General features: G+C 66.2%; 15 protein-coding genes. 8 read left to right on the forward strand and 7 right to left on the reverse strand.

All coding sequences use genetic code 11. The features are described 5' to 3' along the window. The first annotated feature begins 35 nt into the window (after positions 1 to 35). Positions 36 to 470, forward strand: a complete 435-nt coding sequence (locus tag ACQPXH_RS30220) for a MarR family winged helix-turn-helix transcriptional regulator (protein ID WP_433599838.1) — start codon at positions 36 to 38, stop codon at positions 468 to 470. A gap of 164 nt (positions 471 to 634) precedes the next feature. Then, positions 635 to 1441, forward strand: coding sequence for a metallophosphoesterase (locus ACQPXH_RS30225; protein ID WP_433599839.1), 807 nt, complete (start codon positions 635 to 637; stop codon positions 1439 to 1441). On the opposite strand, the gene ACQPXH_RS30230 is transcribed toward ACQPXH_RS30225, so the two are convergent. Next, the gene (locus ACQPXH_RS30230) at positions 1411 to 2469 is read right to left on the reverse strand and encodes an AraC family transcriptional regulator (RefSeq protein WP_433599840.1); all 1059 of its coding nucleotides are present in this window, start codon (positions 2467 to 2469) and stop codon (positions 1411 to 1413) included. The two genes, ACQPXH_RS30225 and ACQPXH_RS30230, sit on opposite strands and share 31 nt — an antisense overlap. A gap of 98 nt (positions 2470 to 2567) precedes the next feature. Between ACQPXH_RS30230 and ACQPXH_RS30235 the strand changes: the two genes are divergently transcribed. From ACQPXH_RS30235 to ACQPXH_RS30255, 5 genes are all read left to right on the forward strand, one after another. Continuing rightward, positions 2568 to 4034 carry a flavin-containing monooxygenase gene (locus ACQPXH_RS30235; RefSeq protein ID WP_433599841.1) on the forward strand — a complete coding sequence of 489 codons (1467 nt, stop codon included), beginning with the start codon at positions 2568 to 2570 and terminating at the stop codon, positions 4032 to 4034. A gap of 79 nt (positions 4035 to 4113) precedes the next feature. Continuing rightward, positions 4114 to 6228: an ABC transporter ATP-binding protein gene (locus tag ACQPXH_RS30240; RefSeq protein ID WP_433599842.1), complete on the forward strand. Its 2115-nt coding sequence runs from the start codon at positions 4114 to 4116 to the stop codon at positions 6226 to 6228. Next, the gene (locus tag ACQPXH_RS30245) at positions 6228 to 6965 is read left to right on the forward strand and encodes an energy-coupling factor transporter transmembrane component T family protein (protein ID WP_433599843.1); all 738 of its coding nucleotides are present in this window, start codon (positions 6228 to 6230) and stop codon (positions 6963 to 6965) included. Before ACQPXH_RS30240 ends, ACQPXH_RS30245 begins: the two co-directional genes overlap by 1 nt. A gap of 18 nt (positions 6966 to 6983) precedes the next feature. Further along, positions 6984 to 7655 carry a hypothetical protein gene (locus ACQPXH_RS30250; RefSeq protein ID WP_433599844.1) on the forward strand — a complete coding sequence of 224 codons (672 nt, stop codon included), beginning with the start codon at positions 6984 to 6986 and terminating at the stop codon, positions 7653 to 7655. A gap of 222 nt (positions 7656 to 7877) precedes the next feature. After that, positions 7878 to 8522 (forward strand): ammonium transporter, encoded by a 645-nt coding sequence (locus ACQPXH_RS30255; protein ID WP_433599845.1) that lies wholly within the window; start codon positions 7878 to 7880, stop codon positions 8520 to 8522. A gap of 63 nt (positions 8523 to 8585) precedes the next feature. Here the strand turns inward: ACQPXH_RS30255 and ACQPXH_RS30260 are convergent, their stop codons facing one another. Beyond that, a complete protein-coding gene (locus ACQPXH_RS30260; RefSeq protein ID WP_433599846.1) occupies positions 8586 to 9827 on the reverse strand; it encodes a lipase family protein in 1242 nt (413 codons plus the stop codon). A 280-nt stretch (positions 9828 to 10107) separates the two neighbouring features. On the opposite strand from ACQPXH_RS30260, the gene ACQPXH_RS30265 reads away from it, so the two are divergent. Next, positions 10108 to 10755 carry a cysteine hydrolase family protein gene (locus ACQPXH_RS30265; RefSeq protein ID WP_433599847.1) on the forward strand — a complete coding sequence of 216 codons (648 nt, stop codon included), beginning with the start codon at positions 10108 to 10110 and terminating at the stop codon, positions 10753 to 10755. Positions 10756 to 10835: 80 nt separating this feature from the next. On the opposite strand, the gene ACQPXH_RS30270 is transcribed toward ACQPXH_RS30265, so the two are convergent. From ACQPXH_RS30270 to ACQPXH_RS30290, 5 genes are all read right to left on the reverse strand, one after another. Further along, positions 10836 to 11015, reverse strand: coding sequence for an antitoxin (locus ACQPXH_RS30270; RefSeq protein ID WP_433599848.1), 180 nt, complete (start codon positions 11013 to 11015; stop codon positions 10836 to 10838). Between the two features lie 91 nt (positions 11016 to 11106). Further along, positions 11107 to 13416 carry an ATP-dependent DNA ligase gene (locus ACQPXH_RS30275; protein ID WP_433599849.1) on the reverse strand — a complete coding sequence of 770 codons (2310 nt, stop codon included), beginning with the start codon at positions 13414 to 13416 and terminating at the stop codon, positions 11107 to 11109. A 49-nt stretch (positions 13417 to 13465) separates the two neighbouring features. Next, the gene (locus ACQPXH_RS30280) at positions 13466 to 13777 is read right to left on the reverse strand and encodes an antitoxin (RefSeq protein ID WP_433599850.1); all 312 of its coding nucleotides are present in this window, start codon (positions 13775 to 13777) and stop codon (positions 13466 to 13468) included. Positions 13778 to 13811: 34 nt separating this feature from the next. Next, positions 13812 to 14954: an MBL fold metallo-hydrolase gene (locus tag ACQPXH_RS30285; protein WP_433599851.1), complete on the reverse strand. Its 1143-nt coding sequence runs from the start codon at positions 14952 to 14954 to the stop codon at positions 13812 to 13814. Then, a complete protein-coding gene (locus tag ACQPXH_RS30290) occupies positions 14955 to 15680 on the reverse strand; it encodes an enoyl-CoA hydratase (RefSeq protein ID WP_433599852.1) in 726 nt (241 codons plus the stop codon). Positions 15681 to 15937 lie beyond the last annotated feature (257 nt).

Below are 15937 nucleotides of genomic sequence, written 5' to 3' on the forward strand. Positions count from 1 at the left end.
GCTGCTTATCATAAGCCAAGCGGTATTTTCTACCCATGCCGGAAAAGCGCCCCGACCTCGCCGCGATGATCGCGCCGCTCGGCCGCGCCCTCGCCATGGCGGAACTGCCCATACTCGAGCGGCACGGCCTGACCATGTGGGGCTATGTGGTCCTGCTCGGACTCGGCGACGAACCCGTCTACACCCAGGCGGCGTTGGCCAAGAAGATCCGCGCGGACAAGACGCGCATCATCGGCACACTCGACGAACTCCAGCAGCGCGGCCTCATCCAGCGCGACCTCGATCCGGCCGACCGGCGCGCACGCCTGATTTCGCTGACCCCGGCCGGTCGAACCATCCGCGACCAGGCACAACGCGATATCCAGGAGCAGGAGAACCGCCTGCTTTCTCAGCTCTCCGCCGCCGATCGCAAGTCGTTCCTGCGGTCACTGCAGACGCTGTGGGCATCGGTCGTCGACCCGTCGAGCTGACCCCGATGTGCGCGCGACCACTTCCGACCCCGCGGCCTTCTACCGGTGGTCAGCCTCATGGCGACGCGTAACCCGCAGGTCATCTAGCCTGTAAACGTGCCGGCACACGATGGCGACACCCTCTGACGCAATGGAGCGATCCCCCCAGAGAAAGCGAACGGCCGATGATCCTGGTGGCTCAGGTCAGCGATACCCATTTCGATCTCGGCACCCGAAATGCCGAACGCGTCGAGCGGGTCATGGCCTATCTCGCCGAGCTGCGACGCAGGCCCGATGCCATTCTGGTGACCGGCGATATCACCGATTCGGGTAAGCCCGAGCAATATGCCGAGGCGCGCGTCGCACTCGATGCCGATATCCCCGTCTACGCCCTGCCCGGTAATCACGACGACCGCGCCGCCTTCCGCACGATCCTGCTCGGCGAATCCGCGTCGACCGCGCCGATCAACCACGCACACCGAATCGGCAATTCGACCGTGGTCCTGTTGGATTCGAGCGTCCCCGGCGAATCCGGCGGCCGACTCACCGAGGAAACCTACGACTGGCTGCGCGGCGTACTCGCCGCCGCACCCGCCGACGCGCCCATTCTCCTTGCGCTGCACCATCCGCCCGCACATCTGTTCAGTCCGGTCATCGATGAGATATCGCTGGCCGAGCCCGAGAAGCTGGCCGAGGTGGTCGCCGACGACGAACGCATCGTCGGCGTGATCACCGGACATGCGCATTCCGCCGCCACGACCACCTTCGCGGGCCGCCCGCTACTGATCGCCCCGAGCACCGCCTCTGTCCTCGGCGGGGAGTGGGAACTCGAACTCCCCCATCGCGTGATGGACTACGCGCCGGATCCGGCCATCGCCCTGCACATCATCGATGAAAATCGCCGCATCACAACGCATTTCCGCAGTGTTGCGATGGGCGGCCGGATCGGCGTGCAGCCGAATCAGCGGCGCACCACTCGTTCGCGGCGGTAGGCGGCCGGGGTCGCGCCGGTCCAGCGCTTGAAGGCGTAGATGAAGGTGGAGGATTCGGCGTAGCCGAGCCGGATGGCCACATCGCTCACCGAAAGCGGTGTGGCGGTGAGCATTTCCTCGGCGAGAGCGCGGCGCACCTCGTCCAGCAGCGCGCGGTAGCTGGTACCCGCGGCATCGAGGTGGCGGCGCAGGGTGCGTGTGCTCATATTGAGATCGCGTGCGACGGAGTCGATTCCGCGCGGCGCGGCGAATCCGTCGGCACCGCCGGGCACCAGGAGTTCGCGTACCTCGGCCGCGATACCGGTGCGGGCTCGGCGTCGATCCACCAGATCACGGCATTGCGCGAGGCACATGGCCCAGGTGTGCTCATTCGCCTGCGGCAGCGGCTGCTCCAGCATTGCCGGATCGATTGTGAACAGGTTGTGCGGCCGTCCGAAACGCGGCCGCACATGAGTGACCTCCATGATCCGATCGACATATGCCGGCTCGGGAAAACGGAATTCGGCCCTGGTCAGCGGCAGCTGTTTACCGATCAGATCGCTCATGACCTGATGCATGGCGGTCACATCGCGCTCGACCAGGAACTGGCGCACATCGGCCGGAATCGATTCGTCGTGCACCCAGGCGATGAATTCGCCCTCCCCCCATTCCGCGACGGGCAGGCAGAAGGTGAAGCTCAGCTCCAGATAGCGCAGCGCGAACGAGATCGCCTCACCGAGCGTCGGACTGCTGACGCAGGCGAAGCCGAAAATGCCGAAGGTGGTGATCCGATACCGGCGACCGACCTCGACTCCGAGCGCGGGCGTATCGGCGAGTTCGCGGACGAGATTGCGGATGACGGCGAGTTCGGTGCGCGCGTCGATCTGCGCATCCGGATCGTGCAGCATGGCCTCGGTCAGCCCGGTTCCGGCGAGCATGCGCGCGACGGGCACGCCCTGCTCACCGGCATAACCGACCATGAGTGCCACGCTGGCGATGCCGCGCGGAAAGTTCCAGTCGCGGATGCCCGGATCCTGTACCCGCTCCACAGCGGACATTATGGCCGAAAATCTCGATAGGCCCACCCCATACGCGACCTGCGGTCTTAGAGTGGAACTCAGCTACCGTGCTGTGAGGAGTGCCACAAATGACAGCTGGCGAACGGCCCTCGGTTATCATCATCGGCGCCGGTTTCGGCGGCGTCGGGATGGCAATCGAATTGCGGCGCAACGGTTTCGACGATATCGCCATACTGGAGCGCGGCACCGACATCGGCGGGGTCTGGCGGGAGAACACCTACCCCGGCGCGGCCTGTGATGTGCCGTCGCCGCTGTACTCGTTCTCCTACGAGCCCAAGCCGGATTGGCCGCAGCGATATTCCGGACAGGCCGCGATCCACGACTACCTGCGCGGTGTCGCCCAGCGGCACCGCTTACTGGAGGCGATCCATTTCGGCGCTGAGGTGACCGACGCCGAATTCGACGACGCTTCCGGCCGCTGGACCGTACGGACCAGGGACGGCACGGCCCGCACCGCCGATGTGCTCATCTCCGCCGTCGGCCAACTATCTCGGCCCGCCCTGCCGAACATTCCTGGCATCGACACCTTCACCGGTCAGGCCTTCCACTCCGCCGAGTGGGATCACGGCGTCGAACTCGCCGGTAAACGGGTCGCCTGCATCGGCACCGGCGCCAGCGCCATCCAGTACATTCCGGAGATCCAGCCGCGGGTCGAACACCTCACCCTTTTCCAGCGCACGGCCGCGTGGGTGCTGCCCAAATTCGATACCGACTACACCCCGGTCCAGCACAAACTCTTCGCGCGGCTGCCCGGCGCCCTGCTCGTCGAACGCTTCGGCTGGTGGGCCGTCGCCGAATTCATCGCGCTCGGCCTGGTCGAATTCCCGTGGATCGTGCGAATGGTCGCGAAAATCGCGTCGAAACATCTGGAAATGCAGGTCCCGAATCCTGAACTGCGTGCCAAACTCACCCCCGACTATCCGATCGGCTGTAAGCGCGGCCTGTTCTCCAACGACTACTACCCGGCTCTGCTCGAACCGAACGTGCAGGTCGAGACCACCGCCATCACCGAAATCGTGCCGAACGGCGTGCGCACCGCCGACGGCAAGGTGCATGAGGCGGAAGTTATCGTCTACGGCACCGGGTTCAAGGGCACCGAATTCCTCTGGCCCATGAATATCTACGGCCGCGCGGGCCGCAAGCTCTCCGACGCCTGGCAGGGCGGCGCGCACGCCTACTGCGGAATTACCGTGCCCGACTTCCCGAATCTGTTCCTCGTGTATGGACCGAATACCAATCTGGGCGTCGGCTCGATCATCTACATGATCGAATCGCAGGCCCGCTATATCCGCCAGGCCGTCCAACTGCTCGCCGACCGTCCCGGCCACGTACTCGAGGTGCGTCCCGAGGCGGAGGCGCGATTCGATGCCGCGGTTCAGCAGCGCCTCGCCCGCACACCGTGGAACTTCTGCTCCAGCTGGTATCGCACCGCTTCGGGCCGGATCACGAACAACTGGCCGGGTCCACAGCTCGCCTACCGCCGTCGCGTCCGCAAGTTGAAGGCCGCCGATTACGAGCTGACCCGGGTCGCCTAGCGAGCAAATCGACACAGCCTCAGGCACTCCACAGAAAGACCACACGAACTGTCCACACCGATCCTGGCAGACTTGACCCGTGAGTGATCTGCCAGCCCGCCCCACCGAGCGCGGCCCGCTGCGCCCGATCGAATTGGCGGCGGGGGCGGTACTCGGCGGTGCCACCGTCGGCCTGGTCACCGTCGGTGCGCTGATTCCGTTCGCCGCGGCGCTGCAGCTGGTCGCCGCGGTGCCGCTGGCCATGATCGCGCACCGCTATCGGCTGCGCGCCCTGATCACCGCGACGGGTTCGGCCGTGCTGGTCTGCTTCGTCGCGGCGGGCATCGTGCCGGCATTCGGCATTCTCAGCTCGGCCACTGTCGCGGGCATTATCGGCATCGTCAAACGTCGACGCGGCGGTTTGCCCGCGGTGCTCGGATTGTCGGTAATCGCCGGTCTCGGCTTCGCGGCGTTCGCCGTCGGAACGCTGGTCGTGCTTTCTCGGTCACGGAATCTACTGTTCAACACCATCCGCAGCACCGCGGAGGGCCTGGAGCGGACGGCGGCGCGGCAGCCCCAGCTGGAACCCCTCGGACGTGGAGTCGCCGACGCCGCGGACGCGGCGATCCGCTGGTGGTGGGTGCTGGTCGGCGGTGGTGTGCTGGCGGGCTTCATCGCGACGGCGGTGTTTTCCTGGTTCGTACTCGGCTCGGTACTCGATCGGCTGTCCTGGCTGCCCAGTCGGGACCGGCTCGACGCACCACCCGACGACCGGCCGATCGCGCCGCTCCCGGTGCGACTGCGCGAGGTCGGCTTCCGCTATCCCGGCGCGCCGGTGGATGCGCTGTCCGGGATCGATCTCACGGTCGATATCGGCGAATTCGTGGCCATTGTCGGCCACAACGGATCGGGCAAATCGACGCTGACCCGGCTGCTGGCCGGACATCCGCCGACCACCGGCGGCGTGGACCGGCCGGGCGCCGCAGGCCTCGGCCATCTGGGTGGTACCGCGCTGGTGCTGCAGCGGCCGGAGAGTCAAACGCTCGGTGTGCTCGTCGCCGACGATGTGGTGTGGGGTCTGTCCACCGAGCTCGCCGCCGCGGTCGATATCGCTGGCCTGCTGCGCGAGGTCGGTCTGGACGGTATGGGCGATCGCGAGACCGCAACGCTTTCGGGCGGTCAGCAGCAGCGGCTGGCGGTGGCCGCCGCATTGGCCCGCCGCCCCGCGCTGCTCATTGCCGACGAGGCCACCTCGATGATCGATCCAGAAGGTCGCCGCGATCTCGTTGCGCTCCTGGCCGAACTGCCCAAACGCCATCCGATGGCCGTGGTGTTGGTAACCCATCACGAGGCCGATGCCGCCGCAGCCGACCGGGTGGTGCATCTGGCCGGCGGCCGGACCGTGGAGCGGCTGCCCGCCTGGCCGCGACCGGCCGGCGAGATCCGGCGTCGGCCGATGGGCGAAACAATCCTGCGGCTGAGCGAGGTTCGCCACACCTACAACCGCGGAACACCGTGGGCCGCACCGGCTTTGCACGGCGTCGACCTGACGGTACGGCGCGGCGAGGCCTTACTCGTGGTGGGCGGCAATGGCTCCGGCAAATCCACGCTGGCCTGGATCATGGCTGGATTGATCGAACCAAGTTCCGGCCGTTGCGAATTGGGCGGTAAGCCGATCGCGAAGCAGATCGGCCGGGTGGAATTGGCCTTCCAGCACTCCCGGCTGCAGCTGCAGAAGCAGACGGTCGGCGACGAAATCGCGGACTGGGGCGGCCGGGCCACCGGATCCGGTGCGGTCGGACGCGCACTGGATGCGGTCGGTCTGGATCGCGCACTGGCCGCACGCTCCATCGAAGAACTCAGCGGCGGCCAAGCCAAACGCGTGGTGCTCGCGGCCATTGTGGCCAGCCACGCGCCGGTCGTCGTGCTCGACGAGCCGCTGGCCGGACTGGACCCGCACGGTCGCGCCGAAATCGTGGAACTGCTTGCCCGCCTGCGTGATTCCGGGCTCACCCTGATCGTCATCTCCCATGACGTGCACGATATGGCCGCGGTCTGCGACCGGGCCGTGCACCTCGAGGCCGGACGCATTCTGGAGACCGATCCGATCCGCGATACCGCGAATGTGCCCGCGCACCAGCTGGATTCCCGCACGACAATGCCGGGGGCGCACCCGGGCGATCCGGCCTGGCGACTCGGGAACGGAGGTCGGTAATGAGTACGGTGCTGTTCCGCGAAGTGCCGGTTTCCAGTCCGGTGCACAGCCTCTGGGCCGGAACCAAGATCATCGGGGCGTTCCTGATCAGTGTGGTGCTGATGTTCCTGCCGTCCTGGCCGGTACTCGGCTTGATGGTCGTCTTCCTGATCGCGATCGGATTGGTGGCCCGACTGCCGCTGAGCACGCTGCCGCGCCTGCCGTGGTGGTTCTGGGCGGCGATCGGCATCGGCGCCCTGCTCAATGTGCCGGTCGGCCGCGACGCCGTGCTGCGCTACACCAATGTCACTGTCTTCGGCCTGATCCTGCTGGCCTCCTCGTTCCTGATCGCCTGGACCACCCCGATGGGCGATATCGCCCCCGCGCTGGCCAAACTCGGCTCCCCACTGCGCCGATTCCGCGTGCCCGTGGACGAATGGGCCGTGGTCATCGCGCTGACATTGCGCGGATTGCCGCTGCTGATGGACGAGATCCGGGTGCTGCGTGCGGCCCGCCGACTGCGCCCGAAGGATGGCCTGCTCACCCGCGCCGCCGATAATCCGCTCGTCGATATCCTCACCGCCGCGATGGCGGTATCCAGCCGCCGGGCAACCGAACTGGGCGAGGCCATCACCGCGCGCGGCGGCACCGGCCAGCTCACCGCACACCCGAGCGCCCCAGGACGCAATGACGCGATCGCGCTGACGATGGTCATCGCGGTCTGCCTCGGCGCGGTCGTCCTCGATCTGCTCAGCTGATCGGCGATACTGGCCCTTGTGCCGGACCAAGACGACGATGTACCTGCCTGGCAACGCAAGACGGAGGGTGAATCGCGGTGGGCCGCGACGCTTGCCGTACTGGTGATCGTGGTATTGCAGGTCGCGCCGCCGGAACTCCGCAAGCAGCCCGCCTGGTTTGTGCTACCCGTGCTCGAGGTCCTGTTGCTCGGTGTGCTGGTGGTGGCGAATCCGTTCCGGCTCAACCGGGAAGAGCGTTGGCTGCGCAACGGCGGCCTCCTGTTGATCGGGCTGTTGAGTCTGGCGACGGCGGTTTCGGCGGGTCGGCTGGTGTTCCGGCTGATCGACCGTAGCCTCACCGATCCCGTGGAGATTCTGCTCTCGGGCGGTGCGGTCTGGTTGACCAATATGGTGGTATTCGGGCTCTGCTACTGGGAGTTCGACCGCGGCGGCCCCGCCGCACGCGCGCATGCGCGAAAGCCGTTGCCGGACTTCCTGTTCGTACAGATGCAGAGTCCGGAGCTGGCCGAACCCGAGTGGGAGCCACAGTTCGTCGACTATCTCTATCTGGCGTTCACCAACGCGACGGCATTCAGCCCGACCGATGTGATGCCGATGTCGCGGTGGGCGAAGGCGACGATGATGCTGGAATCGGCGATCTCCCTGGTGCTGGTGATCTTGGTGATCGCACGCGCCATCAATGTCATGTAGTCGGGTAGCGGCGGAATAGCGGAGAGCTATAACAAGATTCATTATGTGAGCAAAATCGTTTACCCCGAAAAGCATTCCTTTAAACCTTTTGTACGCGGTACATTGTCTTCGGAGTGCGTTCTTTAGATCACATCGTGGCTCTGCACGGCGTCGGGGGGAGGATTTTTCCTGTGCGGAGCGTTGCTACGGCTCGCAAGTACTGATGAAGATTGGACCACCGGAATGATTCTCCGCAAGATCACTGCGGCAGCCGTGCCGATCGTCGCCGCTGTCGCGGTCGGCGCGGGCACCTCCTACGCACAGCCGGATGCCGCGCCCGTACCCGACATCGGGTACGAGGCAAAACTGGTGGGCGACAAGATCGTCACCACGCTGACCGACGGGTCCTTCCAGTTGTCCGCGAACACCGTGGATATCAAGGACATCGCGGGCAATACGGTGGTCACGCTGCCGCTGACGTTCCGGCAGGACAGTATGGAGTTCGCCATGCCGCACGAGATCCGCGATGCGGGCCGGGTGCTGGAGTTGACCGCGGTCAAGGACTACACGCAGGCGCGGCAGGCGGCCACGCCGATCGCGTCGCCACGGGAGAACCTGCGCGCACAGGATAACTTCCTGTCCCAGTTCGGCATTGCCACCGCTATCGGCGGCTTCCTCGGCACGGTGATCGGCGCGCTGGTCGGGCTCACCGGCATCATCGGCGGACCGACCGTCATCGCCAGCGTCATCGCGGGCGCGGGTATCGGCGGCATCATCGGCACCCTCGTGGTCGGCGGACCGGCATTGATCATCGCGGGCATCGATCTGCTCAGCACCCTGTCCGCCCCGGCCGGCACCACCAAATGGCAGGACGCGCCGGTCAAGTAGGACCGGCACAAGCACTCCGAACGCGGCGCGCGGCGAATCCTCATAGCGCGCCGCACCTTTCGGTTATCGGCCGTGACAGCCCGGCGCGACCGGAACACCCGCGAAGCGATCGGCGAGGAAGCCCATCGCACCGGCCGCCTCCCCGATGGCGGTCACATTGTGTCCGGGCAGCGCCGAATGCACAGAGGTGAGATCGGCACCCTGTGCGCAGTATCGGCCGACCAGATCGGTGAAGCCAGCGACCGGGATCACATCGTCGGTGGTGCTGTGGTACAGGTACATCGGCATGACCGGTGCGCTGCCGCCCAGCTCCTGACGGTCGGTCGCAGCCCGAAATACCGGATGAAACAGCACATCCGGCACCGCCGCGAAATCGTCCACATGCGCGTTGATGTACTCGAGGACCAGATCCGGTGCACAGGCCGAGGCATCATCGGCGAGGGCGATGCGACCGCGTTCGTTGAGCAGTTCCGGAACACCGGAATTCGGCTCGTTCTTCGCTATCGCGAGCAATACGAGCATTCCCAGCCCGGCCTGCACGGTGCCATCCACACTATGGGCCATGGCTGTCCAATCGGCGGGCACCCCACCCGAGGTGATCCCGGCGAACTGGATATCGGGCGCGTACCGCGGTTGAATCTGTCCCGCCCACAGCGTCGCGAAGGCACCGCCCGAGTAGCCCCACGCTCCGATCGGGCTCGCCGGACCGACGCCGTCCGGTGCGAGCGTCCGGGCCGCCCTGATGCCGTCGAGCACCGCGCGGCCAGCATTGACGCCGTCCAGGAATCGGGAGTCCGGCCCCTCGTAATCGCTTGTCACCACCGCCCAGCCGCGGCGCAGCGCCTCGGCGATGAACGGTGTGTCGATATAGGTATTCGCGCCGCCGAGATCCCAGCCGCCCGCCAGCGCGTACGACGGCGCACACCGGGTGGCGAGACTGTCCTCGGCGATCTGGTACGAGAGCAAGGGGCGCTGGCCAGGGCCGAACCACGGCCAATTCGGCACCAGCACCGTGGCCATCCCCGGGATCGGTGAGCCGTTCGTATCATTGGTCCGGTACTGCACCTGCCAGGCCGAAACCGGAAGCGGTAGACCGTACAAGGCGATCGAGCGGGTCCGCAGCACGGCACCGTCGGGCTGTGCAGCCAGATCGGCCGGTGCCGCGTAGAACGGATCCTGATCCGGCGTCGGCACCGCCCTGGCAACTGGCGCGAATGCGAACGCCACGACCGCGAGGACGATAAGGATCGATACCGCACCGGATCTCCGGTTACCGCCGACGAATGGTGCAGATGAAATTTTCATCCGGGCCTCCCATGTTCCGACGCGGCGCGACGCACAGTGTGCCGGGAACGCGTCGGCGCCGACTTCGCCCAGCCTCGAATGTCACCACCGTACTGCCTGATCAGAGGCCCAGCAACGGGCAATGGCGGGCATCGGCAACGCCGTGCGTGTCCGATTTCCGACATGGTTACAGTTGGGGCGAAGCACGCTGCGGCGCGCTTCGAAAGTGGCTATCGCGCAACCGAATCACCGTCGGGCCGTACCCGGAATGTGATCGGTATCGAACAGGAGTGAGCTGACCATGCGGCATGGCAACGGACTGGACATTCCCGAAGAACTCGCCGATGTGTGTGTGCCGCATCGCATGGCGGTGATCGTCTACGACATGCAGGTCGGTGTGCTGTCCCAACTGCCGGACGGTCCGGAGATCATCGAGCGGGTGGCGCGGGTGGTCGAAGCCGCACGACGCGGCGGCTATCCGATCATCTTCCTGCGGCATTTCTTCCTGCCGCGCCGCCTGAGTGGCACTTTCGCGCTGCGAATGGCCATGAGCTGGCAGCAGGTCGACAATGTCGACGACGTGAAGTTCATCCTGCAGCGCGACACCCCGGCCTTCGAACTTGTTCCGGAGTTGCGGCCGACGGCGGACGAAGTGATCTTCGACAAGACCTCGATGTCGGCATTCGAAGGCACACCATTGGCCGCGGTGCTGCGCGATCTCGGCATCGGCGCATACGCGATCGCGGGTGTCGCACTGGAGATCGGCATCGCGCCGACGGTTACCCATTCGACCGACCTCGGCTTCGTGCCGGTGATCATCAGCGACGCCGTCGGCGGCCGCGATAAGGAGGCAATGGCGCGCGCCTACGACGATTTCGAATTCCAAGGGCACGCGATGGTCACCGACAGCGCGACCATCATTCCGCTGCTGGCCCGCGAACAGAACTGACCGCGGGAATGGCGGATCGGTAGGCCCGGATCGCCACGCCATAGCGACCGCTCGCAGGTCGCTCGAAAGGGGCCGGCGACTCAGTTGTCCTTGCGGACGGCCTGCTTGGCGGCATCCTGCGCGGCGTCGACCTGGCTCGCGAATTTGCCGTCGGTCTGCTTGTCGACGAGATCGCCCACCTTATCGATGGCCGTATCCACCTTGTCCGCATTCTGCTGGGCCAGGTCCAGCGCCTTGTTCGCGAGGTTCTTGAAATCCACCGTGCACTCCTCGTTTTCGAGCCGACACAACCGCAAACAAACGATACCGAGCGAACTCCCCGATGATCCGGCAAACCATCGGCGACCGCCGTCACATCTCGCCGAGCCAGGCCGGATGCCAGAGGCGGCCGGTCTCGGTCCAGTTCATGAAGCGCACGGTTCCGCTGAGCTTCGGGGTCACCCACACCGCGGCCTCGCGTTCCTCGGCGGTGAGGTCGTTGTCGAACGGGGTGGTCTTGCGCTCCAATTTGCCGAGCCTCTTGGCCAGATCCCGCATGACCGGTTCGCTGAACCCGGTGCCGACCCGCCCCACGTAATACAGCCTGCCATCGTGCGGAATGCCGACCAGCAGCGATTTGAAGTTGCGCGCGTCGCTGCGCCGCCAGCCGCCGATCAGGACACGCTGGGTACGCCAGTTGCGCTGCTTGACCCACGAATGCCCGCGCTTACCGGGCAGATACACCGAATCCTTGCGCTTGGCGACCACACCTTCCAGGCCATGCTCCTGGCTGAAGCGCAGCGCTTCGGCGCCGGAGCCGTCCAGTCGCGGCGGCACCCGCAGTGACGGCGCGTTGGCTGCGATTGCCTCCAGCACCCGACGTCGATCCGAATACCGTTTGCGGATGAGTGAAGTCCCGTCCAGATACAGCACATCGAAGGCGACGAAGACCGCGCGCGCCGCATCGGCCTGCAGCAGACCGACATTCGCGACGCCGTGATCATCGAACACCACGGCCTCACCGTCGAGCACCACATTGTGTCCGGCCAACTCCTCGGCCAGCACCGCCATACCCGGATAGCGTTTGGTCACCACATTGCCCGCCCGGCTGCGCAGAGTCAGTGTCCCGGAAGCTATTTCGGCGATCAGCCGGAAGCCGTCCCATTTGGTTTCGAAGCACCACTCGACGTCATCGAGATCGGCGACCTCACCGTGGGTGGCGAGCATCGGTTGCAGTCCACGTGGAAAGGGCGCGGGCCCAGCCGGTCTCGGCACAATGAACGCGGCCTCCGGTCCGACCGGACCACTGGACACCCGGTCCGCCTCTTCCTCGGCCGGATTCTGATCGCGCATGAGATGCATCAGCCACTGGGTGCCATTGGTTCGGATCATCGCGTAGCGACCACGCAGTCGCTTGCCGTGGAAGGTGACGATGACCTCGTCCTCGCGCCATTTCTCGGTGTCGTAGGTGCCGGAATCCCAGATGGTCATCTCGCCCCCGCCGTACTGGCCCTTCGGGATGGCACCGTGGAAGTCCAAGTATTCCAACGGATGATCCTCGGTGTGCACGGCGAGCCGGTTCTGATCCGACGAGGTCGGCGGACCCTTCGGGACGGCCCATGACACCAGTACGCCGTCGCGTTCGAGCCGCACGTCCCAATGCAGCCGCCGCGCGTGGTGTTCCTGGACGACGAAGCGATCATTCGCCCCGGCGGTTGGCGTTTCGGACGGCACCGGTTCCGGGGTCGCCGAGGCATCACGCATGGAGCGATATTTCGTCAGCGCATCGCTGTTCGAACCGGGTGGATCCAATTCGGCGAGCAGATCGCCGTCATCGCGCCAGCGCGCGAGCACTTCGTCGAAGCGCAAGTGCCGCAGCTTTTTCCGGCTCTCCAGCTCGGCCCAGGTGCGCGGTGCGGCCGCATTCGGCTCGGTGCGACCGCGCAGCGAATACGGTGCGATGGTGGTCTTGGACGGATTGTTCTGGCTCCAGTCCAGGAAGACCTTTCCGCCGCGCGCCGATTTCGCCATTGTCGCGGTGACCAGATCCGGGTGCAGCTTTTCGAGATTCGTCGCCACCTGCCTGGCCACCGTGGACGCACCGCCCGGACTCAACTCCCGATTCAGCGGCACATAGATGTGAATTCCCTTGCTACCACTGGTCACCGGGAAGGCGTGCAGCCCGATCCCCTCGACCATCTCGCGCACCGCCAGCGCGACCCGCGCGCATTCGGCCAGTCCCGCGCCCGGCCCCGGATCCAGATCGAAGACCAACCGAGTGGCGTAGCCGACCTTGTCACCGTCGAAACGCCATTGCGGCACATGGACTTCCAGCGCGGCCTGCTGTCCGATCCAGGCCAGTCCGGCCTCGGAATCGATGACCGGATAGACAACCTTGCGGCCGGAATGCTCGATGGTGTGGCGCTCCAGCCACGACGGTGCGTGCTCGGCGAGATTCTTTTCGAAGAAGGACGATTCGTCGACCCCGTTGGGCCAGCGCTTTCGGGTGACCGGCCGCCCGGCGATATGCGGGAGCATCGCGGGCGCGATTGCCGAGTAGTACGCGATGACCTCGCCCTTGGTGGTTCCGGTCGCCGGATACAGCACCTTGTCGAGGTTGCTCAGCTCAACCTCGACGCCCGGCCGGCCCGGGCTGCCACCGAATTCCCGGCGGGTCACCATAAATGAAGTTTAGGGGCGGGGACCGACAGATATCGGCCCCCGCCACAGATCAGGCCTGCGGCTCTCCCGGCTCTTCGGGCTCGGGAGCCGGCTTGGGCGCCGGCGGCACGGGCGGCTCCTCAGCCGCGGCCGTGGGCGGCTTCGGTGCGGGCGCGGGCGGCTCCGATGCGGAGTGGTCCGTCGGGACCGCCTTCTTGGCGGCCTGCTGCACCTTGCCGATCTTGTCGGAGTATTTGTGGCCGGTCTTCTCGTCGATGAACCCACCGGCCTTGTCAACCGCATCGTAAATTTTGTCGGCGTTCTCGGCTGCCGCGTCCCTACCCTTGCCGACCAGGCCTTTCAGGGTGTCCACGAGACTCATGCCTGCATTCCTTCCTGTCGACGAACCTAGGTATTCACCCAATATCCTCCCACCAGGAATCCCGGCTCGGCAGGTCATTGGGGTCGATGCGCTGGCCCGGCATCGGCACCGCCACCTCGGTGCCGGCCGCCCGTGCCGCCGCGACCATCCGGCGCACCGGCTCCGACCACCCGTGGAAGGCCAGGTTGAAGGTCGCCCAGTGGATGGGCACCAGCAGTCCGTGTCCCGGATCGCCGACGCCGAGGTCGGCATGTGCGCGAACCGCCTCCTCCGGGTTCATGTGGACGTCCGGCCAGGCCTCGTCGTAGGCGCCGATCGGCAGGAGCGTGAGATCGAACGGTCCGAGCGCGGCCCCGGCCTCCGCGAAAGACTTGGTGTAACCGGTATCACCACCGAAGTACACCCGCCGCGTCGGGCCGATGATGGACCAGGACGCCCACAGTGTGGTGTTGCGCACCAGGCCGCGTCCGGAGAAGTGCCGCGCCTCGGTGCAGGTGAGCACCAGATCCGTACCGTCGCGCTCACGCCCCAGCGAGGCGAGGGAAACCGAACCGCCCCAATCCAATTCGACGATCCGATGTTCGGGCACACCCCAGTGCCGCAGATGCGCGCCGATGCCGATCGGCACCAGGAAGGGCGCGGCCTGCCCGACCAACAGCTGACGGATCGTCGCCTTGTCCAGATGGTCGTAGTGATCGTGCGAGATCAGCACCGCATCCACCTGCGGCAGTTCCGACAGCGGCGTCGGCACCGGATGCAGCCGGGCCGGACCGACCAGCGCGGACGGCGAAACCCGTTCGCTCCAAACCGGATCGGTGAGAATCCGGTAGCCGTCGACCTCGATGAGCGCCGATGCGTGCCCGTACCAGGTGACCGCGAGATCGGCGGCCTCGGTCGGCACGTCGGGGGTGGCCAGCGGAACCGCATTGCGCGGGCGACCGGCATTGCGCCGGGTCAGCGCCGAAATCAGCAGGGACGGAGCGGCTCCCGAGACGAACTGGGTGCTCGGCTCGGTGTTGTGGAACTGCCGATTGCGATAGCTCACCGCGCCGCTGGCGTAGGGCGCAATGGCATTGATGGAGGCGCCGATCGCCGACGGGATGTCCCAGACCGCGCGCACCACCCAGGCGAGGCCGAGTGCACCGGCGGCAATGCCCACTATCTTCTTCGGACTCATCTATCGCCCCACGAATTTCGCCGCGCGCTTCTCTGCCCTGGCCAGCCGCCCCTCCTGGGCGTCCTGACTGGTCCACGCCGCCTCGAGCGCCGCACGCTGCTGCGCGCTCTCCGGATCCCGGGTGCCGTCATCATTGAGCTCCAACTTCATATGCCGCAGCGACAACGGGGCCAACTGGGCGATCGATTTGGCCCATGCCTGTGCGTCGGCCAGCGTGCCGAGTCGGTTGGCGAAGCCGAATGCGTAGGCATCGGCGGCCGATACCGATTCCGCGCCGAGCAGAATGGTCCGGGCCGGGCCACCGCCGATCAGCGATGCCAGCCGCCGCACGGTCCAGCGGTCGACGGTGATGCCGAGCTTGGCGGCCGGAATGGCGATATAGGCGTCGGGTTCCATGACCCGCAGATCCGAGGCCAGCGCGATCTGCACACCCGCGCCGAGCGCACCGCCGTTGATCGCCGCGATCACCGGGACCGGCACGGATTCGATCGTGTGCAGCATGTCGGGCAGGGCCGTCAGGAATTCCTCCGCGTAGACCCCGGACAGATCCGCGCCCGCGCTGAACAGGGATCCCCGACCGGTGAGCACAATCACCCTGGCTTCCTCGGCCGCGGTCAACACTGCTTCGCGGAGCCGAGTGACGAGTTCGAAGTTCAGCGCGTTACGCCGCTCCTCGCGCTGTAGTTCGATAGTGACGACATCGCCATCGCGGCTAACGTCGAGCATGCATCCTCCCCAACTGACCGGTTCGAGTGGTTACATCAACTCTGCCACAGGTGGCCGAACATACCGTCCAAGCCGATACGATCTCGGTTTGGTGCCGACAGGCTTCCCCATCCTGGTGATCGGTGCTGGTCAGGCCGGGCTGTCGGCCGGTTACCACCTGCAGCGCCTCGGATTGTGCCCGGAACGGGACTTCCTCATCGTCGACCCGCGCATCCACTTGGTCGGCTACGGGCCGTCCGCGAGCACCATCGGCGCCA

This window comes from Nocardia sp. CA-135953, assembly GCF_050955735.1.
GTDB lineage: Bacteria > Actinomycetota > Actinomycetes > Mycobacteriales > Mycobacteriaceae > Nocardia.